Source organism: Mariniflexile sp. HNIBRBA6329 (genome assembly GCF_043558645.1).
GTDB lineage: Bacteria > Bacteroidota > Bacteroidia > Flavobacteriales > Flavobacteriaceae > Mariniflexile.
The window spans coordinates 35,396-58,276 of record NZ_JBIFXS010000003.1; the positions used below are offsets into that span (position 1 = coordinate 35,396).

General features: G+C 34.7%; 15 protein-coding genes. 6 read left to right on the plus strand and 9 right to left on the minus strand.

What is annotated here, in order from left to right:
* Position 1 precedes the first annotated feature (1 nt).
* A complete protein-coding gene (locus ACGK9U_RS04825) occupies positions 2-904 on the minus strand; it encodes a patatin family protein (RefSeq protein ID WP_394465237.1) in 903 nt (300 codons plus the stop codon).
* Positions 901-2,916 (minus strand): M1 family metallopeptidase, encoded by a 2,016-nt coding sequence (locus ACGK9U_RS04830; protein WP_394465238.1) that lies wholly within the window; start codon positions 2,914-2,916, stop codon positions 901-903. Before ACGK9U_RS04830 ends, ACGK9U_RS04825 begins: the two co-directional genes overlap by 4 nt.
* Positions 2,917-2,999: 83 nt before the next feature.
* On the opposite strand from ACGK9U_RS04830, the gene recG reads away from it, so the two are divergent.
* The 4 genes from recG to ACGK9U_RS04850 all read left to right on the plus strand — a co-directional run bounded on the left by recG (position 3,000) and on the right by ACGK9U_RS04850 (position 9,098).
* A complete protein-coding gene (gene recG, locus ACGK9U_RS04835) occupies positions 3,000-5,138 on the plus strand; it encodes an ATP-dependent DNA helicase RecG (RefSeq protein ID WP_394465239.1) in 2,139 nt (712 codons plus the stop codon).
* Between the two features lie 110 nt (positions 5,139-5,248).
* Positions 5,249-6,256: a DUF6340 family protein gene (locus ACGK9U_RS04840; protein WP_394465240.1), complete on the plus strand. Its 1,008-nt coding sequence runs from the start codon at positions 5,249-5,251 to the stop codon at positions 6,254-6,256.
* A gap of 263 nt (positions 6,257-6,519) precedes the next feature.
* Positions 6,520-8,685 carry a DNA mismatch repair protein MutS gene (locus tag ACGK9U_RS04845; RefSeq protein ID WP_394465241.1) on the plus strand — a complete coding sequence of 722 codons (2,166 nt, stop codon included), beginning with the start codon at positions 6,520-6,522 and terminating at the stop codon, positions 8,683-8,685.
* Positions 8,682-9,098 carry a thiol-disulfide oxidoreductase DCC family protein gene (locus tag ACGK9U_RS04850; RefSeq protein WP_394465242.1) on the plus strand — a complete coding sequence of 139 codons (417 nt, stop codon included), beginning with the start codon at positions 8,682-8,684 and terminating at the stop codon, positions 9,096-9,098. The genes ACGK9U_RS04845 and ACGK9U_RS04850 overlap by 4 nt, the downstream gene beginning before the upstream one ends.
* 1 nt (position 9,099) lies before the next feature.
* Here ACGK9U_RS04850 and ACGK9U_RS04855 read toward each other — a convergent pair whose 3' ends face one another.
* From ACGK9U_RS04855 to aroC, 4 genes are all read right to left on the minus strand, one after another.
* Positions 9,100-9,930 carry a sulfurtransferase gene (locus ACGK9U_RS04855; protein WP_394465243.1) on the minus strand — a complete coding sequence of 277 codons (831 nt, stop codon included), beginning with the start codon at positions 9,928-9,930 and terminating at the stop codon, positions 9,100-9,102.
* Between the two features lie 18 nt (positions 9,931-9,948).
* Positions 9,949-11,394 (minus strand): dicarboxylate/amino acid:cation symporter, encoded by a 1,446-nt coding sequence (locus ACGK9U_RS04860; protein ID WP_394465244.1) that lies wholly within the window; start codon positions 11,392-11,394, stop codon positions 9,949-9,951.
* 109 nt (positions 11,395-11,503) lie between these two features.
* Positions 11,504-12,532, minus strand: coding sequence for a hypothetical protein (locus ACGK9U_RS04865; RefSeq protein WP_394465245.1), 1,029 nt, complete (start codon positions 12,530-12,532; stop codon positions 11,504-11,506).
* Positions 12,533-12,752: 220 nt separating this feature from the next.
* Positions 12,753-13,814, minus strand: a complete 1,062-nt coding sequence (aroC, locus tag ACGK9U_RS04870; protein WP_394465246.1) for a chorismate synthase — start codon at positions 13,812-13,814, stop codon at positions 12,753-12,755.
* Between the two features lie 230 nt (positions 13,815-14,044).
* Between aroC and ACGK9U_RS04875 the strand changes: the two genes are divergently transcribed.
* Complete coding sequence (locus tag ACGK9U_RS04875) at positions 14,045-14,902, plus strand: UDP-2,3-diacylglucosamine diphosphatase (RefSeq protein ID WP_394465247.1); 858 nt, start codon at positions 14,045-14,047, stop codon at positions 14,900-14,902.
* Between the two features lie 67 nt (positions 14,903-14,969).
* On the opposite strand, the gene ACGK9U_RS04880 is transcribed toward ACGK9U_RS04875, so the two are convergent.
* Positions 14,970-17,891 carry an FAD-binding and (Fe-S)-binding domain-containing protein gene (locus ACGK9U_RS04880; RefSeq protein WP_394465248.1) on the minus strand — a complete coding sequence of 974 codons (2,922 nt, stop codon included), beginning with the start codon at positions 17,889-17,891 and terminating at the stop codon, positions 14,970-14,972.
* Between the two features lie 146 nt (positions 17,892-18,037).
* Here ACGK9U_RS04880 and ACGK9U_RS04885 point away from each other — a divergent pair, with 146 nt between their 5' ends.
* Positions 18,038-18,532 carry a hypothetical protein gene (locus tag ACGK9U_RS04885; RefSeq protein ID WP_394465249.1) on the plus strand — a complete coding sequence of 165 codons (495 nt, stop codon included), beginning with the start codon at positions 18,038-18,040 and terminating at the stop codon, positions 18,530-18,532.
* Between the two features lie 67 nt (positions 18,533-18,599).
* Here ACGK9U_RS04885 and bshA read toward each other — a convergent pair whose 3' ends face one another.
* Both bshA and ACGK9U_RS04895 read right to left on the minus strand, forming a co-directional pair.
* Positions 18,600-19,736, minus strand: coding sequence for an N-acetyl-alpha-D-glucosaminyl L-malate synthase BshA (gene bshA / locus ACGK9U_RS04890; RefSeq protein WP_394465250.1), 1,137 nt, complete (start codon positions 19,734-19,736; stop codon positions 18,600-18,602).
* A gap of 89 nt (positions 19,737-19,825) precedes the next feature.
* A complete protein-coding gene (locus ACGK9U_RS04895) occupies positions 19,826-22,741 on the minus strand; it encodes a glycoside hydrolase family 3 N-terminal domain-containing protein (protein ID WP_394465251.1) in 2,916 nt (971 codons plus the stop codon).
* Positions 22,742-22,881: the final 140 nt, after the last annotated feature.

Here is a 22,881-nt window from a genome sequence, read left to right on the forward strand (position 1 = left end):
ATTAATTTTCTAACTGACTTGTTTCTTGGTTTTTAAATCTTGCAAAATCATAACCACTTTGCCACCATTGTGTCATTTTTTCTTTGTTAAAAATAAGGGAATTCGTGGTTAAAACAGTTGGTGCGTAATAAAAATTGATAATTGCATTGTTATGGGTTGCAGTAAACTTTCCTATCCTGATGTTTTGGGACTCAATTCTATCCAACATAAAAGCAAACATGTTTGTTAATAATGAAAACGGATTTTTTGAAGGCAAGCGGTTAAATTGATTCGTTTCGGTTTGCAGGATAATAGCATCAACCTCGGTAGCACCACGACTAATGGCTTCTTCGATAGGTACCATATTGCCCAAGCCACCATCGGCATATTCGCAACCGTTTTTTTTTACTAAAGTCATGAAGGGTGTATAATTGCATGATATCCAAACCCAATCTATAAACTCCTCATATTCAAATTCCTTTAAACACTTATACTCAACCTGGTTTAGCGATAAATTAGATACGGTTACAACAACATCCTTAGTAGCATATTTCAAAATTAAAAACTCCTCTTCGGTTAAAGTTTTTTTAATTAAATTTCTTAGGTTATTGCTTTCTCCAAATGTTTTGCTGCCTCTTAAAAAATTAAACAGAACACTTATATGGTTAATTGCTATATTTTGACTACCGTGTTTTTGCTTAACCACAAATGGGCATACATCAAAAATATTTTCGTTGGTTACGCTGGTATAAACATCTTTAATTTTTTCAATTTTCTGTAAAGCTAGATGAGATGCCAATAAACTACCTGTGGAGGTACCAATATACAATTGATAATCGCGTTTAAGCACTTCAATTAGGTATTGTGCAACACCACCCGCAAAAGCACCTTTACTGCCACCACCAGAAATTACTAATGCTTTCATTTTTTATAGGTGTTTATTTGCTCTAACATAACTTTTGCAAATTTTGAAAACTGCCAACTATGGTGCGTTGTGGCTTGTTTTAAATTTTCAATACAAACTTCGCTACAACCATTTATTTGTTGTAAATATAAAAAAGCATTCTGACGAATTTCAAAATTATACTTAGGATTTGTATAGTTGGTTAATTCATCAAAATATTGTTTTTTGTTTTCTGGTTCAAACCCTTCTGTCACCAATGCTAAAGCTAACCATAAAATTCGAATGTTTTTATCACTAAACCCTTGAAGCTCCTTTGTCTTAACTAAGTATTTATTTCGCTCTTGCGTAAAGTTCAACCATAAGTTGAATAATGCTTTTTCAATGGTGATATATGATTTGTCGTTTAATAGGGTTTCATAATCTTCTCTTAATTCTGAAGGTATTTCGGTTAAGTTTATAGCAATGGCTTGACGGACTTTTATATCCTTTGAATTCAAAACACCTTTTATTAAATGATTCCTATTGATAGATGAATCCGCTAAAGATCTTTCAAAAAAATCAACTCTGTAAAAGTCATCCATTGACCCAAAAATCAAATCCCATTCATTATAAACTTCAGAAGAAACCAAATGACTCCTACATGATAATATATCATTTTTATTTCTTTGATTTTCATAAATTTTAGTTGAAAATTCTATTAATCTATCCTTAAAAAATTCTATATCTACCAAATAATTTTTAACAAACCCTTTCAAATCCTGCTCACTCGCCTTTTCAACTTCACTAATAAAATCATCCGTCTCCACATTTTTAAACTGATATTTGAGTAAATAATCTTTAACGGCCGTTTTAAAAGCTTTATCGCCTACTTGCTCGCGTAGCATATGTAAAACCCAAGCACCTTTTTTATAAAACGTGGCACTGCTCGATTTGGGGTCTAATAACGATGTGCTTTGTCCTAATCTATCCTGCTCTAACAATTCTTGGGCATATTCATATAATTGCCAGTAATAATAATCTTCTCCAAAAGCTTCTTTTTCAGCTAATAAGGCATAATACGTAGCAAAACCTTCTTGAAGCCAATGGTGTGTTCCTGAAGTTTCTGTAACCAGATTACCAAACCATTGATGTGCCAATTCGTGGGCATTTACATTTACATAATTTTTATCTACAAAGGCAATAGAGTCAATTACAAAACTATCGGCAAAAATAGTGGTACTGGTGTTTTCCATACCGGCATATAGAAAATCTTTTACCGGTACCTGCTTATAGTTTTGCCAAGGATACGGTACACCTATTTCTTCTTCTAAAAAATCGAACATGCGCTTGGTGTAACGGTACGTTGGCTCGAATTTTAAAGAATCTTCTGGGTAATAATACATTTCTAAAGGAATCCCACTTTTTGATGTCTCAACCCTTTTCTTATATTTCCCAATAGCCACGGCCACTAAATAGCTGCTCATGGGTTTTTGCATATCGTAATGCCATGTAATTGTTGATTCGTTAATTTGTTGATTTGTTAATTTGCCATTAGCGATTACTTGGTAGTTTTTATCAAATTCAATACTTAAATCGAATTCTACTTTCTCACTCATATCATCAAAACTTGGCAACCAATTACTGGTGTATTTGCCCTGACCTTGGGTCCAGATTTGTTTATTTCCTTCCTCAAAATCCCAATCAATAAAATACATGGCTTTTTTGGGGCTCGTTTTCCATGCAATGGTTACTTTATGGTTTGTGTTTGCTTTAAAAGGGTGTTTAATGATTAGATGTTTTCCGTTGTATAAACTTCCCACAATGGTTTCATCTAAAACATATTTTATTTCCGAAAAACCAACAGCATCAACATAAACGGAATCTGTGTTTTGTAAAATTTCAAACTCATAAGTAATAGTGCCTCCCACTTCTTTTTTGCTCAAATCTCCAAAAACAATAGCTGCTTTTGCTTTTTTAAAATCAACATAATCAGCTTGTTGTCCTTGAACAATAAAATTTATAAAAAAAAAGAAGACTATAAGAATTCGAATCATAAGAATAACGTATCAACGATTAAGCCAAAATACGCAAATTTTCTATTTTATGAATTGCATGAAAAGCAGTAAATTCGTCTTCTATGACTACCAATCTTCAAACTCCTATCGATTATTTAAAAGGCGTTGGCCCCAATAGGGCCGATTTGCTACGGAAGGAGTTGGGCATCCAAACCTATCAAGATTTAATAAACTTATTTCCAAATAGATATATAGACCGAACGCGTTATTACAAAATCAATCAACTACAACAAAGTAATGCTGATATACAGGTCATTGGGAAACTTGTTGAATTTAAAGAGGTAGCGCAAAAACAAGGCAAGCGTTTGGTTGGTACCTTTCAGGACGACACGGGTGTGATGGAATTGGTTTGGTTTCGTGGGCACAAATGGATTCGTGATAGCATAAAATTAAACAAGCCTTACGTTATTTTTGGCAAGGCCAATTGGTTTAATGGTAGGTTTAGTATGCCGCATCCAGAAATGGAACTGTTAGAAGAACACGAAAAAAACTTACGTTCTGCCATGCAACCGGTATATCCTTCAACCGAAAAGTTATCAAACAAAGGTATCACCAACCGTGTTATTATTCAAATTATACAACAATTATTTATTGAAACTGGCGGACGGTTTGCTGAAACTTTATCTGAACCACTACGTTCAGAATTAAAATTAATTAGTAAAAGCGACGCCCTCTTTAATGTGCATTTTCCCAAAAGCCAGGAGTTGTTGGCACGTGCACAATTCCGATTGAAATTTGAAGAGCTTTTCTATATTCAACTGCAACTTATCATCAAAAATTTAATTCATAAGTCAAAAATTAAAGGATTTTCTTTTGAACATGTTGGCGATTATTTTACAACCTTTTTCAACAACCAGTTACCCTTTGAATTAACCAATGCACAGAAGCGGGTTATAAAAGAAATTAGAGCCGATTTAGGTAGTAATGCCCAAATGAATCGGTTGTTACAAGGCGATGTGGGTTCTGGAAAGACCATAGTAGCGTTTATGTCAATGTTAATGGCACTTGACAACGGTTTTCAAGCATGTTTAATGGCACCGACTGAAATTTTGTCAGTACAACACTATAATGGTTTACTTGAATATTGTAAAGAATTGAATATCAGCGTTAAAATACTAACTGGTTCAAGTACTACTTCAGAAAGAAAAAAAATTCATAAAGCTTTAGAAAATGGTGAATTACAGATACTCATTGGCACCCATGCATTGCTTGAAGATAAGGTGAAATTTAGAAATTTAGGACTCGCCATCATTGATGAACAGCACCGTTTTGGAGTGGCACAACGAAGCAAATTATGGCATAAAGGCCCTCCTCAATCCTCCCATGGGGAAGTTGGTGGGGCTCCTGTTCCCCCACATGTTTTGGTCATGACGGCTACCCCTATTCCGCGTACCTTGGCCATGTCGGTTTACGGGGATTTAGACATCTCCGTTATTGATGAATTACCTGCCGGAAGAAAGCCTATAAAAACGGTTCATAGATACGACAAAAACCGTTTGAATGTTTTTAAATTCATTAGAGATGAAATAAAGAAAGGACGCCAAATTTATATCGTGTATCCGCTAATTCAAGAAAGCGAGGCTTTGGATTATAAAGATTTGATGGATGGCTATGAAAGTATTTCTAGAGACTTCCCCATGCCCAAATATCAAATTTCCATAGTACATGGTAAAATGAAACCTGCCGACAAAGATTTTGAAATGCAGCGCTTCATTAAAGGTGAAACCCAAATTATGGTTGCCACCACGGTTATTGAAGTGGGCGTAAATGTGCCTAACGCATCCGTAATGATTATTGAAAGTGCCGAACGTTTTGGACTTTCCCAACTCCATCAGTTGCGTGGTAGGGTTGGTCGTGGTGCCGAACAGAGTTATTGCATTTTAATGACGGGGCACAAACTAAGTAACGACAGCAAAACCCGATTGGAAACCATGGTAAAAACCAGTGATGGCTTTGAAATAGCCGAGGTAGACTTACGTTTACGGGGGCCAGGAGATATTATGGGAACACAACAAAGCGGTGTTTTAAACCTTAAAATTGCCGATATTATAAAGGATAAAGATATTTTGCAAAGCGCACGCTTTTACGCTAAAAAACTACTTAAAGACGATCCTAAACTATCCAACCCAGAGAACAAAGTTGTTCTGGACACCTATAAAGCTTTAAGTAAGTTTAAAAATATTTGGAATTATATCAGTTAATCTCTGCTTTTAGAAGAAATACAGTATCATGACATAGGCCGAAATAAGATACGAAAAAACACTAATGGCATGCTTATTGAATAGCAAGAAGAATTCAAATCTAATTCATTATGAAAAACCACTACTTTTTTTACTTGGCCATAGCAGCATTAAGCTTAGCGTCTTGCGGAAGCTCGGGCTACGTATATTTAAATTATCCGCAAGAACCCCAAGTTCTACTTCCAGAAAATGTTTCGAATATTGTACTCATCAATCGTTCTTTAACTAAAAACGAAGATAAAAGCAACCAAACCCTTGAAGCCATAACTACAGGAGAAATTATGGGCTCTGATAAATTAGCCTCTGATGAAGCTATTAAAGGCGTTTTTGATGGGATAAACAACCGCAGCCATATACAAATTATTATTCCTGATTCTTTACGATTATATGGTACAGGAACTCGTGCAATGCCCGATTTAATAAACTGGGATAAGGTTTCTGAAATATGTAAATCTGCTAATGCCGATGTTTTACTAGCATTGGAAACCTTCGATTCTAATTCCGATATAATCAGATCTGCTGTGATCGATCAAGTTAATGCTGTTATTACCAACGGCAAACCTAGTCCAAGAATACCAACTAGTGCTCGTGTGAACGTAAAAAGCTACTGGCGATTGTACGATCCCTATACCAAAACCATTATCGACCAGTACCAACAAACACATTATATGAATTTCAACCTCGTTAATGGTATGCCACCGCTTAATGCTTTATCTGAAACTGCTTACGCAACCGGCTTAGACTATATAAACCGTTTTTTACCTAGTTATTATCGTATAAAGCGTGATATGTATAAAAAAGGGAAAGGACGCGATAAAGATTTGTTCAGCATAGGATGGCGCGCTTCAGAAGTAGCTAAATGGAATGATGCCATAAAGGCTTGGAAACGTCTTATCGAGGAGCATCCAAGAAGCAAATCGGCTGGACGTGCAGCTTTAAATATAGCTGTTTCCAATGAAGTATTAGGTAATACTGATTTAGCCTTGGAATGGGCACAACGAGCTTACAGGGATTATGGTGATAAACTAGCCCGAGATTATGCAAAAATATTATTAAGAAGGCAACGTATAGAGATTTAATCCAAGTTCATTTTATGCTTGAAGTTATCCAACTAAAAAAGCCCAATCAAATTTATTGGGCTTTCTTACTGATTGTAGTTTGATTGATGTTTATTGATTTATTTAAAAGTAAGCACAAATCAATTACCTCACTGTTAGCGTTTTGTTAAAGAAAAAGTCCAACCTGTTAATTAACTATTCGTTAAGAAGAATTTAACAGTAGAAAGTATCTCAGACATAATGTTTAACTTTGCGCTTCTATTTAAAAGCATCAAAAATTTAGAATGATTCACATTCACGAAAAGACATTACAGGACTTAGAGTTTTCAACCGTTTTAAAACAAGTAAGCGAGCATTGTATAACTGTATTGGGTAACGAAAAGGCGCTACAAATAACACCTTTCAGTACCCGAGAATCACTGCTTAACAATTTACAATTAACCAATGAATATCTATCGTCTTTTGATAACGATAACCGCATACCCAACCATGGTTTTGATGCCATAACCAAAGAAATTAAACTTTTACGCATTGAAAACACCTATTTAGAGGTTCATAGCTTAAAGAAAATAGTTTCAATGTCTATATCAACCAATGATATTGTTACGTTTTTAAAGAAGTTTGAAGATTACTACCCAACACTTCATGCGTTTGCCTCCCATATTGAAGTTACCAAAGCCATCATTGAAAAAGTAGATGCGATTGTGGATCGTTTTGGAGATATAAAGGACAATGCATCTCCCTTACTTTTTGATTTACGGCAAAACATAAATAAAATTAAGGGTCAAATAAACCAAAGTTTTGCAACCGCTTTAAACATGTACCACGGACTTGAATATTTAGATGATATTCGCGAAAGTGTTGTAGAAAATAGGCGGGTTTTGGCGGTAAAAGCTATGTACCGCCGAAAAGTGAAAGGCTCTATTATGGGCAGCAGCAAAACAGGAAGCATTGTGTATATGGAGCCTGAAACCACCATGAAATACACTAGGGAGCTGAACAATTTAGAATATGAAGAGAATGAAGAAGTCATTCGGATTTTAAAAGAGCTTACCAACTTTATTCGTCCGTTTTTACCGCTTTTAGAAAACTATCAGGAGTTTTTAATAGCCATGGATGTTATATCGGCCAAAGCAAAATATGCCAACTCCATGAATGCCATACTACCTGAAATATCGGAAGATAAAAGCATGTTTTTGCGCGATGCGTATCATCCGTTACTTTATCTAAACAACTTACAAAAAAAAGCAAAAACGTTCCCACAGACCATTGAACTAAAACAAGATAGCCGTATCATCGTTATTTCTGGCCCCAATGCTGGAGGAAAAAGCATTACCTTAAAAACGGTTGGATTATTACAAGTGATGTTGCAAAGTGGTATGCTAATTCCTGTACACGAACGCAGTAAAGCCTGTTTATTTGACAGGATATTGAGCGATATTGGTGATAATCAATCTATTGAAAACCATTTGAGCACCTATAGTTACCGTTTAAAACAGATGAATTATTTCTTAAAGAAATGTAATAAGAATACACTTTTTTTAATTGATGAATTCGGAACGGGAAGTGACCCAGAACTTGGTGGTGCTTTGGCTGAAACCTTTTTAGAAGAGTTTTACCACCGTGAAGCTTTTGGTATTATTACAACACATTATTCCAACTTAAAAATACTGGCAAACGAGTTGCCTTTTATGCTGAATGCCAATATGTTGTTTGACGAAAAAACACTGGAACCTTTGTACAAACTTGTTATTGGGCAAGCCGGAAGCAGTTTTACGTTTGAAGTGGCTCAAAAAAATGGTATTCCGTTTGGATTGATAAACCGTGCCAAGAAGAAGATTGAGCGCAGCAAGGTGCGTTTTGATGCCACTATTGCCAAACTTCAAAAGGAACGTTCTAAACTTGAAAAAACAGGGGAATCGCTAAAGATTAATGAAAAGAAAAAACTTCAAGAAGCTGATAAACTTGAAGAGATTAACGCGAAAATTCAAAAGAAATTAGAGAGTTATCAAGAATTATATGATAGCAACCAACGCCTAATTTACTTAGGTCAAAAAGTGGATGATCTATCTGATAAATATTTCAACAACAAACAGAAAAAAGCTTTAATGGATGAACTTTTTAAGCTAGTTCAAATAGAAAACTCGAAACGAAAAAAGGTTACCGCTAAGGAAAAGAAGGTCATAAAAGCGAAAGAAGAAAAAGTAAAACAAGAAGCCGAAAAAGTAGTTACTGTAATACGGGAACAGAAAAAAGAAGCTAAAAAGAAAGCCATTGAAAAGCCAAAACCAAAAGTGACTTTAAAAGTTGGCGACCGTGTACGCATGAACGATGGTAGAGCCATTGGCAGCATTGATAAAATTGAAAAAAACAAAGCTGTTGTGAATTATGGAATCTTTACGACTAATGTGAGCATGGACGAATTGGAACTTGTTGAAGCAAAAAAATGATAGACATACCAAGCCATAAAAAACTCATATTATTTGATGGTGTTTGTAACCTTTGCAACAGCTCGGTTCAATATGTTATTGAGCATGATAAAAAGAATGTATTTATGTTTACCGCATTACAAAGTGATTCTGGACAACAAATAATTAAAGAACACCAGATAGACACCAATAAAACAGATTCTATTTTGTTATACACTCCAGAACAAGGTGTGATTTCAAAATCTACAGCAGCTATAAAAATAGCAAGTCATTTGGGGTTTCCTCAAAATTTAATGATGGTATTTTTTATTGTACCTCCATTTATTCGCAATTGGATTTACGATTATATTGCCAAAAACCGATACAAATGGTATGGTAAAAAAGAATCTTGCATGATACCTACTCCAGAATTAAAATCTAAGTTTTTGGAATAATTTATTCAGGAACCAAACTCCCCCATTCCGTCCAAGAACCATCATACACAGAAATATTTTCATATCCTGAAATGGTAGCTCCTAAAGCCAAAACACAAGCCGTTATACCAGAACCACAAGAAAATATAATGGGGTCTTCTTTTTTAGCTAAAGATTGAAACTTAGCTTCTATTTCCTTTTTGGACAGTAATTGATTGTCTTTCAATAAATCTTCAAAAGGTAAATTCACCGAATTTGGTATGTTTCCCATGCGCAATCCTTCTCGTGGCTCTGCTTCTAAACTTTTAAAACGTCCTTCAGAACGGGCATCGATAATAGTATAGGTTTTAGTTTCTGAAGCCTGTTTAACATCATCAAAAAACTTCATGAAACTTGGTTTGTATTGTGCTTCAAAGTCTCCTTTAACTCCAGTAAAATAACTTTTACCCTCTGTAATATATCCAGCTTTAATCCATTCAGGCAATCCACCATTTAAGACCGCTACATTATCATGTCCCATAGCTTTAAACATCCACCATACTCGGGCACTTGAATAAATTCCTTTATCATCATACACCACAATCGCACTGTTTTTATTAATACCTAAAGCCTGTGCCTCTAAAGTGAATTTATCTTCCGATGGAAACGTAGTAGGAAACGGTGCAGATTCATTACTAAATGCTGTTTTTAAATCAAAAAAACGTGTTTTTGGTATTTGAAATTCAATAGAATCAATTTTAGGATTGACTATTTTTTTTATAGAACCATCTAATACAACTAAATTTTCAGCATCTAAATGGTCATTTAACCAAGACACTGAAACAACTGGAGATGTGATTGTAATATTACTCATTATTACCTGTATTATATATTATGAATCTAAATCAAATGTTTCGGTTGGATCTTTATCATCTTTATAATTTAGCATGTTTTCCCCATCGGCAATGATGGAACACACTGTGGCATCACCTGTTACGTTTACAACAGTTCTAAACATATCCAAAATTCTATCCACAGGGAAAATAATAGCTATCCAAGCTGGATTTAAACCCACGGAATTTAAAACTATTATAAGCATGACCAGTCCTGCACTTGGTACAGCTGCAGAACCAATGGATGCCAAAGTCGTGGTTAAAACCACCGTTATTTGCTGACCAATGGTTAAATCTATCATATGCATTTGGGCCAAAAATATAACGGCAACTGCTTGATACAAACTGGTTCCATCCATATTTACGGTGGCCCCAATAGGCAATACAAAACTGCTGACTTTTTTATCTACACCCATGTTTTGCTCCACACATTCCATAGTAACAGGAAGTGTAGCGGCACTACTGGATGTTGAAAACGCCAATGTTTGAGCTGGCCCCATGGCTTTAAAAAAGCCTAAATAAGGCACTTTTTTTACAAATAGCTTTAATATGGTTGGGTACACTACAAAAATCATGAGCAACAATCCGATTAAAACGGTTAACGAATACCAACTTAACCCTTTAAAGATTTCTATTACTTTGCCTATATCGTCGCCCGCCATTTTACTAACGACACCTGCCAATAAAGCAAATACAAAAAATGGTGCGCCTTGCATCACCAAATCCACCATTTTTAAAAATACTTCGTTAATACCATCAACCAAAACTAATACAGGTTGCGATTTTTCATTTGGTATGAATAATAAACATATGCCAAAAAACAAGGCGAAAAAGATGATTTGCAACATCAAACCATTATTGGAAAGGGATGCGAAAAAATTCTCTGGCACAATGTCAACCAATGGTTGTAAAGGTGTGACGCTTTGTTGTTTGTTTGCTTTTTCAAGTTTATCTGAAACCGACGCTTCTTTTAATTCGGATTTTGATAACTCCGATATTTCTTGGGCGCGCTCAAAAAATGCGGGGTCTTTTAAATAATTGATACCATCTTTTACTTCGTGACCTTCGGAAGCTGACCAAATTTCATAACTGATTCTGTTATCAATTCTACTTTGTTCATCAATTAATTTTCCAGGTTTTACAACATTTACCAAAACCAAACCTAATGAAATAGCCATTATGGTAGTAATGAGGTAAATACCCAAGGTTTTCCCTCCCATTCTTCCAAGGCTTTTGGGGTCGCCAATATTGGCTACACCGCCTATAATAGAAAAAAGCACCAACGGAATCGCTATAAGTTTTAATAGGTTTATAAAGATGGTACCGAATGGATCTATCCAATTTATTGTAAAGGCACTCCAACCTAATGTACTTGAAAGTAATGCCCAAATAATACCGAGGGTCATTCCTATTAATATTTTCCAGTGTAGTGCGAGTTTTTTCATAAGCCTCTCCTAACCTCTCCAAAGGAGAGGGATTGTTTTTAGTTGATTATTGAATTTTGAAGCAAGATAAGAATTTAAACTAAGTTGTGAATGAATAAAACTTACTGCTTTATCTAGCTGTATATTTTCCTTCAATCCAACAAAATGCCCCTAATTGCCAATTTTCAACAGAATCTTTTGACGATACTTCTAGAACATTATTAATCTTTTGTATTTTTAAATGATGCTTTGATTCATATACTTCACCTTTATCAGAAAACACAAAACCTTCAAATGTATTCTCCTTAGATTTATATAGAACGCCTTCAAAATCGGGGACAGCACAATTTTCATTGGCTATCATTAAGCTTATTTTTATTGTATTCGCATCTACATAAATTACTTCTAAATCGTTGGTTTTACTGTAATAATTTAGGCCTTTATCCTCAAGAGGTAATTTTAGTTTATTTTTTAATGTAGAATAAGCATATTTTAATTCAATAAGTGGTGTCATACTCTTTATAGCATTTGGAAGACTACACTCTTCTATAACTTGCAAACAATAATCATACAAAGCAAACTCCTCAAAATCAGCATTATTTTTGCAGTTTATGTAATATTCATGAAGCGAACTATATTCATCTAAATTAATCTCGCTGGTTTTTAGCAACTCCTTCAGTTCATTCAATTGTCTATCAAATTGGTTGCTTTTATCGGTAATTAATTGTTCTTTAAATTGGTTTAAGTCTACAATATCGTTAAGCTCCAAGTATTGACCTGTTTTTATATTATAATTGAAATAAGATATCCAATTTGTACAATAAGCAGCGCAACCTTCTGTTTGGATATTTATTGACAGTAAATTGTTTTGATTATAAGTAACATTAAAATCTATATACCCTATTTGATCTCCAATCCATTGCGTAAGCGTTTCTCTTACTGATAAATTTGGAGCTTCATCAAAGGTGTATCTATTCTTTAAATCAAAATTTATTAACGAATCTATTTTGATGTTACCTGTATTAATTATTGGATAAATTAATTTATCCAATGGTGAATTGTTTTTTTCGTTTGGAGACAAGAACAACGTATCTACTTTAACACTTTGAGAAAAAGAGTTCAAACAAATAAATAGCACTAAGTAACATAGGTTTTTCATTTCTGAACTAGCTGTAAATATGATTGGTCTAAGATAAGAAAGCTGCCTTTATTCTAAACACAAACTCCGCAGATAATTTAGCCCAGATTAAAGCGGCATACTTTTTTGTGCTAAACGAAAAGTTGTTTGAAACACAAATTAAAATGCACACAACGAATACGATGAGATACTGAAACAAGTTCAGCACAAGAAAGATAAAGCTGAAAGCGGGAAATAGCTACTAACTATACATTTTATTACGTAAGTAAAAATCGGCCAAAACCAAGGCTGCCATGGCTTCTACAATAGGTACGGCGCGTGGTACTACACAGGGGTCGTGACGCCCTTTACCATGCATAACCACGACTTTACCTTCTTTATCGATGGTTTCGTATTCTTGAATTAGGGTTGCTACGGGTTTAAACGCTACGTTAAAGTAGATATCCATACCGTTGCTAATGCCTCCTTGTACGCCACCTGAAAAGTTGGTTTTTGTAGTGCCATCGGTATTAAAAGCATCGTTATGCTGGCTGCCCAACATGGTACAACCTTCAAAACCGCTGCCATATTCAAAACCCTTTACGGCGTTTATGGATAACATGGCTTTACCTAAATCGGCATGCAATTTATCGAAAACAGGTTCTCCTAAACCGATTGGCACATTTTTAATAACACAGGTTACAATACCACCAACGGTATCACCTTTTCCACGAACTTCTTTAATATACGTTTCCATGGTTGCTGCCATAGCGGCATCGGGGCAACGTACTATATTGGATTCTATTTGGGTTAAATCTAACTCGGTGTGCGGTTTATCCAATTTTAAAATACCTACGCCAGAAACATAAGCGTAAAACTCAATGCCTTTTAGCATTTGTTTTGCTATGGCTCCTGCCACGACACGACAAGCGGTTTCGCGCGCTGAACTGCGTCCACCTCCACGGTAATCTCTAAAACCGTATTTTTTATCGTACACATAGTCGGCATGACTTGGTCTGTAACTGTCTTTTATATGGGTGTAATCGTGTGATTTTTGGTTGGTGTTTTCTATAACAAAACCAATGGAAGTCCCTGTAGTTTTACCTTCAAAAATACCCGAATGGAATTTAACAACATCCGGCTCTTTGCGTTGTGTAACAATAGCAGATTGTCCTGGTTTTCTTCTATCTAATTCTTGCTGAATGGCATCTAAGTCTAATTCAATTCCAGATGGACAACCATCAATAACACCGCCCAAAGCAGGTCCGTGAGATTCGCCATAAGTTGTTAGAGTAAATAGTTTTCCAAAAGAATTCCCAGCCATAATTAAAATTTTCAGCTAAAATAAATCATTTTTTAGAAATCAAAGGTACTAAATGAGTAATTCGTGAAACGTAAAACGTGAAATGGCAATTAACTTTAAATACAATTCGTAATTCGTAATTCATCAATGGTAATTATAAAGCATAACATTTGTTTAACAATATGCTCATATTTAAATAATTATGAGGTAATGATTAAGTAATACAGAACCTTGTATTTTACAATAACTAAATGAAACTGTTGAAAATTAAACGTAAAATAGAACTTGCCGTAATATCAGATGTACACTTGGGCACCCATGGTTGTCATGCAAAATACCTACTAAATTACCTAAGCAGTATAGAACCAAAAAAGCTTATTTTAAATGGTGATATTGTAGATGTTTGGCAATTCAGCAAACGTTATTTCCCAAAATCGCATTTAAAGGTTATAAAAAAAATCATGAATATGGCTGCCGATGGTGTTGAGGTTATCTACATTACTGGCAACCACGACGAAATGCTTCGGAAATTTACAGGAAACACCATTGGAAACATATCGATTGTAGATAAGTTGGCATTGGAATTACATGGGAAAAAAGCGTGGTTTTTTCATGGAGACGTATTCGATGTTTCTATTCAAAATGCCAAATGGTTAGTTAAACTAGGAGATTATGGTTATAGGGCGCTAACCCAGCTTAACCGTCTGGTGAATTGGTATTTGGAGCGCAGAGGAAAAGAGCGCTACTCATTATCCGATAAAGTTAAAAATGATGCAAAAAATGCTGAAAAACGCATTAAAAAATTCGAAAAAGTAATTTCAGATCTAGCCATTGAAAATGCCTATGATTATGTGGTTTGCGGACACATACACCATCCAAAAATGGCATATATTGAAAACAAACATGGAACCACTATGTATTTGAATTCGGGTGATTGGGTTGAAAATTTCACCGCCTTGGAATATCAATTTAAACGTTGGAAGGTGTACCATTACAATAAAGACAAACTATCCCCTTTTTTTGTAGATGAAGATTTTGAAAACATGGAATTTAGAGACTTAATTGCTGCTATTACTATTGTAGAGCAGCATCAGAAAAAAGCGAAATAGTTTTTTGTTTATTTGTTTATCTAAAAAATGCAAACGACTTAACAACAAACAACTAAACAGCTCACATTTAAATAAGAGCTTCTCGTAAAATCGTGATCGGGTGTTTTGCTTCACGCTGGGTACCATCTTTAATTTGATGCCTGCAACTGGTTCCATTGGCCGAAATTATGGTGTCGCTTGATGCTTTTCTTACAGCTGGGAACAACGTTTGTTCACCCACGTTCATACTGACGTCGTAATGTTCTTTTTCGTAACCAAAACTCCCTGCCATACCACAACAACCACTTGGTATAATAGTGACTTTGTAGTTTTTTGGTAAATTCAAAACATCGAAACTAGACAATTGATTGCTAAATGATTTTTGATGGCAATGCCCATGAAATTTAATGGTTTTTGCTTCGGAAGTAAATTGCTCCGAAGTGATATGGCCCAGTTTTATTTCCTGCTGAATAAATTCTTCTATTAAAAAGGTGTTTTTTGCTATCGTTTCTGCGGAAGTTCTATCGTCTGCTAATCTTAAATATTCATCTTTAAAAGTCAAAATAGCTGATGGTTCAATGCCTATTAAAGGTGTTTCATTAGAAATTAAATTCTTGAAAATTGAAACGTTTTTATTGGCAACCTCTTTAGCTTGTTGCAATAAACCTTTTGATATAAATGCACGACCAGATTCTGCACTTTCAACCATCTTCACATCGTAATTTAATGCAGTTAAAAGTTGAATGGCGTCCATTCCAATAGGGGTATCTAAATAGTTTAAAAACTCGTCATTAAACAAATAAATCGTTTTTATATATTCTTTTTTAACTACTTTTTTTTTAATGATTTGAAACTCTTTACTTAAACTTTTATTTGAAATTAATGGCAGTTGTCTTTCTTTGGCAATTCCAAACGATTTTTTCAACATTGAAGATGTAAAACCATTAGAAAACATAAAGTTTGATAGCTTAGGAAATACACTTCCATAGCGGTTTAACGTATTGTTGTAAGCAAACAATTTGGTGCGTAATGACACGCCATTTGCTTTTTGATATTGGTATAAAAATTCCGCTTTTAAACTTGCCACATCCACACTACTTGGGCATTCGCTGGCGCAGGCTTTACAACTTAAACATAAATCGAAAACCACTTTTAATTCCTCATAATCGAACTTATTTGCTTTTTCGGAATTGGTTAAAAATTCACGCAACGCATTCGCTCTAGCACGTGTGGTATCTTTTTCGTTTCGGGTTGCTCTGTAACTTGGGCACATGGTACCGCCGAATTCAGGCAATTTTCTACAATCGCCTGAACCGTTGCATTTCTCGGCTTCACGCAGAATACCTTGGGAATGCGAAAAATCGAGCATGGTTTCAATTTTGGGCTCTATCCTTTCCGGAACATAGCGCAACGATTTGTCCATAGGAAACGCATCTACAATTTTTCCTGGATTGAAAATATTATGGGCATCAAACGCAGATTTAATACTCTTCAATATTTGATAATTCGCATCGCCAATCATTAATGGGATAAACTCAGCACGTACAATACCATCACCATGTTCCCCACTCATGGAACCGCCGTATTTTTTCACTAAATGTGCTACATCGGTGGTTATTTTTCTAAACAGTACCACATCTTCCGCCTTTTTAAGGTTCAAAATAGGACGTAAATGTAATTCGCCAGCACCGGCATGGGCATAATAAATGGCTTCTTGGTTGTAACCTTTCATTAATGCTGCAAACTCCGAGATATAATTTGCCAAATCGCCTACCGTTACCGCCGTATCTTCAATACATGGGTGCGACTTTTTATCGCCAATAATATTTCCCAACAAACCCAATCCGGCACTTCTTAAATTGTTGGCTTTATTTATGTCATCACCTTCAAGCGTAGGAAATGCATAGCTTAAACCAGAATCTTCAATGGTTTTTATTAGGCTTTCGGCTAAGACGATTACGTCTTCTTTTGTAAATGCTCTTACCTCGCACATTAAAATGGCTTTTGGATCGCCTTCAATAAAACTTCTATTAGCTTGCTGTGTTTTGTTATGCCTTGTACAATCTAAAATGGTTTTATCCATCATTTCACAATTGTATAAATTATGGCTCATTACAGGTTCTACAGCATTTAAACACGCTTCAATTGTTTTAAAATGTGCAGCAACCATTATAGCTTCTTGTGGTGGTAATTTATCTAGTTTTAAAGTGATTTGTGTGGTAAACGCCAATGTGCCTTCGCTTCCTGAAAGCAGTTTGCACATGTTGAATTTTTCCGAAGTATTTGAAAACACCTCCGATTTAATCAATTCATCAATGGCATATCCTGTATTTCTTCGGTGTATTTCCGGTTTTGGAAAGTTTTCTATAATTTGATTTTGAACAGCTTCAGCATGTAATTCCGAATAAATACTTTTATATATGTTTCCTTCTAAAGTATCTAGTTTTGTCTTATTTTGAAATGTTTCAGAACTAATTTCATTAAAAACCACTTCACTCCCATCACTTAAAATGGTATGCATTTCAATGACCTTATCACGCGTTACACCATATTGAATGGAGGTAGTTCCCGAAGAATTATTTCCAACCATACCACCAATCATGCAACGGTTTGATGTAGATGTATTGGGACTGAACCACAACCCAAAAGGTTTTAAATAATTATTCAAGGCATCGCGCACAACTCCTGGTTGCACCGTAACGGTTTGCTCTTTTTCATTAACATCTAAAATATTTGTAAAATATTTAGACACATCAACTACAATCCCTTCTCCAACGCACTGTCCTGCAAGCGAAGTCCCTGCAGTTCTTGGAATCAATGATGTATTGTGTTTTTTTGCAAACTGGATAAGTTGTTTGATGTCCTCATTATTTTTTGGATATGCGACGGCTAATGGCAACATTCTAAATACAGAAGCATCAGTAGCATAGATCGATTTTATTAAATCGTCATAAAATAATTCTCCTGATAATTTTTCGCTTAATGTCTGTAAATGTGATGTTAACGTCATTGTTCCTAAAAAATAATTATAATTATAACGGGAAGTTAAATATAAATACAATTTTGTCGTTATTTTTGTAAAATAATTTAAATTCTTAAAAAGATCTTTTAACAAAGAAAGGTCGTATATTAATTACAAATTAAAAAACAACATTTATGAAGAAACTACTTTTATTATCAGTTGCATTATTAGGTTTTACCTTTGCATCAAACGCTCAAGACATTTCAAATAACGCTATTGGATTACGTTTAGGAGATAGTGATGGTTTTGGCGCTGAAATATCTTACCAACACGCTTTAGGTAGCAATAACCGTTTGGAAGTGGATTTAGGTTGGAGAGATGGAAAAGATTTTGATGGATTTAAACTTACTGGTTTATACCAATGGGTTTGGAACATAGACGGTGGTTTTAACTGGTATGCCGGTGTTGGTGGTGGATTAGGTTCTTACAGTTTTGATAATGCACCTGCTGGAGTAGATGACAGTGATACTTTTATTTTTGCTGCGGGTGATATAGGTATTGAATACAATTTTGATATTCCATTATTAATTTCACTGGATTTTAGACCAGAAATTGGTTTTGGTGATGACTCATTCAAAAATAACGATTTAGATTTTGATATCGCTTTAGGTATTAGATACCAATTCTAACTAATACAAAAAAAAAAAAAAAATGCACTTCAATTGAAGTGCATTTTTTGTATGATATATTGCCAACTTAAAGTACCAAACACTTCGCCAATGTATCTTGATAAATAGCTTCGTATTGTGGTACTATGGTATGCAAATCGTATTTCTGAGCCGTTTTTTTAGCATTCTTTTTAAAAGTTTCTAAGCGCTTTTTATCACTTAAAATATACAATGCATTTTTAGTCATATCGGCAACATCTCCCACATTGCTTAAAAATCCTGAAACACCGTGAATATTAACTTCTGGTATGCCTCCTGTATTACTTGATATGACAGGAACACCCGATGCCATAGCTTCTAAGGCTGCCAAACCGAAACTTTCGGTTTGTGATGGTAATAAAAACAAATCACTAAAACACAAAATCTTATCTATTTCATTACTTTTTCCAAAGAAAATAACTTTATCTAAAATCCCTAGTTCTTGGCAACGTAATTCTATATGCTCCCGTTCAGGACCTTCACCTATTAACATTAATTTTGCGGGTATTTCTTTTTGAATATTATAGAATATACTAATAACATCTTGGGAACGTTTTACGGGTCTTAAATTACTTATGTGGGTAATTATTTTTTCATCATCATTTGCCATCATACCACGCTGGCAATCGGTGAATTTATGATTGTACTTTTCTAAATCTATAAAATTAGCCACCACGTGAATATCGTTTTTTATATCGAACAAACGTAACGTGTCTTCTTTTAAGCTTTGCGATACTGCTGTAACCGCATCGGACTTGTTAATACTGAAAGTAACTGCCGGTTTATAAAACGGGTGGCTGCCAACAAGTGTAATATCGGTTCCATGCAAAGTGGTAACAATAGGTATTAAAACACCTTCTTCTTGTAGCATTTTTTTAGCCATATACGCCGCATAAGCGTGAGGAATAGCGTAGTGTACATGTAAAATTTCAATTTTATGAAGCTTTACCATATCTACCAATTTGCTAGACAATGCTAACTCGTATGGCTGATAGTGAAACAGCGGGTATTCTGGAACATTTACTTCGTGGTAATGCACATTATTACTCAATAATTCCAAACGCACAGGCTGGTTATAGGTTATAAAGTGAATTTCATGTCCTCGTTTAGACAATTCTAAACCTAACTCGGTCGCCACGACGCCACTACCTCCAAAAGTTGGATAACATACAATTCCTATTTTCATATTTTTTTAAGTTAAAAAGTATTAAAGTGAAAAGCTAAAAAGTCATATATAAACTTTAAAACTTTCCAACTTTTAACTTTATTACTATTTTATTCAATTATCGCTTCATAAATTAAGCGTTGTATATCTGTTCTAATATTTTCTTTTAAAAGCAAATTATGTGTTGCATTTGGATAGGTTCTGTTTGCTAAAAATACATAAACAATTTCTTCCTCTGGGTCTGCCCATGCATAAGTTCCGGTAAAACCAGAATGCCCGAAACTATTTAATGATATACAACCACATGTTGGCCCATCCTCTCCTAGTTGTGGTTTATCGAAGCCAATACCTCTTCTATTCCCTTTATCGCAATAGTAACACGTGTTAAATTTATCGAGTGTTTCAGACTTAAAATAACGTTGTCCACCATAAAATCCTTTTTGTAAAAACATCTGCATAATTTTAGCGACATCGTTGGCATTGCTAAAAATACCTGCATGCCCCCCTATTCCATCCTGCATAGCTGCTCCCATATCGTGCACATACCCATGAACTTCTCGAAACCTGTAATAATCATCCACTTCCGTTGGAACGATTTTTTTATTACTTACTTTATGGTATGGGTTGTACATGGTATAATTGGCTCCTAAAGATTTATAAAAATGTTCTTGCACAAGAAAATCTAAGGTTCTGTCGTAATAATTCTCAATATATTTCTTTAAAATAAAATAAGGAAAATCACTGTATCTATATTGTGTTCTGCTCAACAAATCTGAATCTTTAATTATTTTCTGTATAGAATCTGGATAATCTGAACGCAAATATAAATTTTGCGCCACTTCTATATTAAACTTTTCAGTACGTTCTGTTCTATAATATTTCTCACTGGGGCGTTTTGTAGCGCTATCTAAAGTATGTGCATAGAACGGTTCCCACGGCCTTAGTCGGGCATAATGGGATAACATTGCTTTTAATGTAATATTTGCTTTATTTGAATTTTTATAACTAGGTAATATTTGAGACAGTTTAGTATCTAAAGTAACCTCTCCTTTTTCTTCCAATTCCATAAGTAGCGGTAAGGTTGCCAATATTTTTGTTAGAGATGCAACATCATAAATGTCGTCAAACTCCACAACCTCTTTTCCTGAATACGTATGTTTTCCAAAGCTTTTATTATAGATTACTTTTCCTTTTCTTGCTACTAATAATTGAATTCCAGGAGTCATTTTACCATGGATGGCTTTTAGAGCTAATGAATCTATCTTATTCAATTTTTTTGAATCCATACCCACACGCTCTGGAACTGTATAACTTAAACGTTTTATGGCATTATTTTTAATACCATCACCTACTTTAAAATAGCTTCCAATAGAAACAGGCAAGCTGCCTTGAGATTCAATAGCACCAAATATTAATTGTGCCGATTTTTCCTGAGCAATTTTGCTGTTTTGATAACTTACTACGATGCTTTCTATATTTTTAATGGTTGTTAAATCTGAAAGCGCATAGGGTTTTACAAACACATCTAAAACAACGTTGTGTGTTTTTGCTATTTCGTACAACCAAGTTAACTCTGTTTCCGTAAACTGATACGATTTCCAAGGGTTTTGATTGGAACGGTGTAAACCAATTATCACGGTGTTATAGTCTTGAAGCTTCGCCATTAAACCCTCTAAAGAATCCCCTTCTATTTGATGTACTTTGGTGTATTTTTTAAGCTCCTTTAAAAAAACAGAACCATCATCATCTCCAAATTTCACATATGCAATGGTTTTATCTTCGAGTTTTCGAATAGGCAATAAACTCTTTTCATTTTTAACTATGGTAATGGCACTTTCCATTAATTCTTCATAGAGAATATTATCTTTTTGTCTGTTTAAATCGTCAGACAAATTGTTCAAATCAATGGGTTGGTATTTATTTAAACCAACTTTATATTTAGCTTGCAGAATTTTTTTAACTGAAAGTTCTAAACGTGCTTCGGTTATTTCTCCACTATTATAAGCTTCAACTATTTTTGAAATACCAATAGCAACATTTTCAGACATTAACATAACATCATTCCCTGCTTTAAAAGCAGCTAAATCTATACTTCCAACTTCTTTAAAATCGGCAGCACCTTTCATATCCAAAGCATCAGTAAAAATAAGTCCTTGGAAGCCTAGTTTGTCTTTTAGAATATCTGTTACAATGTGTTTTGATAATGAAGAAGGGGAGCCCGTTGGCTCTAAACTTGGCACTTTTAAATGTGCCACCATAACACTGGACAAACCTTCGTTTATTAATTTTTTGTAAGGATACAATTCTATGGAATCTATTCGTTTTTTATTAAAGTTGATGGTTGGCAATGTTTTATGAGAATCTTGGTCGGTATCTCCATGACCCGGAAAGTGTTTCGCGCTTGCTAAAACACCCGCACCTTGCATACCTTTCATAAAAGCGGAGGCCTTTTGGGTTACGTTATCCCTATCTTCACCAAAAGAGCGGTTGCCAATAATAGGATTTAAAGGATTGGTATTGATATCAACCACTGGTGCAAAATTAAAATGCACGCCCAAACGCTTACAATGTTCGCCAATTTGTTTTCCCGTTTGTTCTATTAAATTATTGTCGCTTATAGCACCAAGCGTCATGTTCCAAGGAAATGCATAGGTAGAATCCAATCGCATGCTCAAGCCCCATTCAGCATCCATCCCTATTAATAACGGAATTTTTGAAAGTGCTTGCAGCTCATTATTTAATTTAGCTTGCCTAACAGGATCCCCAAGTGAGTAAATAATGCCTCCAATATGATGTGTTCTAATTAAATCAATTATTTTTTCATTTGCAGCTTGGTCTTGTTTAGACATGACTTGCACCATGTACAGCTGCCCTACTTTTTCTTCTAATGATAAAGATGTATAAACACTATCTACCCATTTCTTTTGGGCTTCAACATCTTTAGAGGCTAATGGATTTTGTTGAATTTGTGCAAAGGATGAAACCGATATATATAGAAATACTATTGTTAATAAGATTTGACGCATATTTGAGGATTAATTCAGTAAGTATATAACAAATACTACTACATAAATAATCATGCCAAAATACTACTTTTAAAAAGAAGTTGAAAAGACTTTAAGATAGATTTATAAAGAAAGTAATGAACTATTTTAAGTTACGGTCA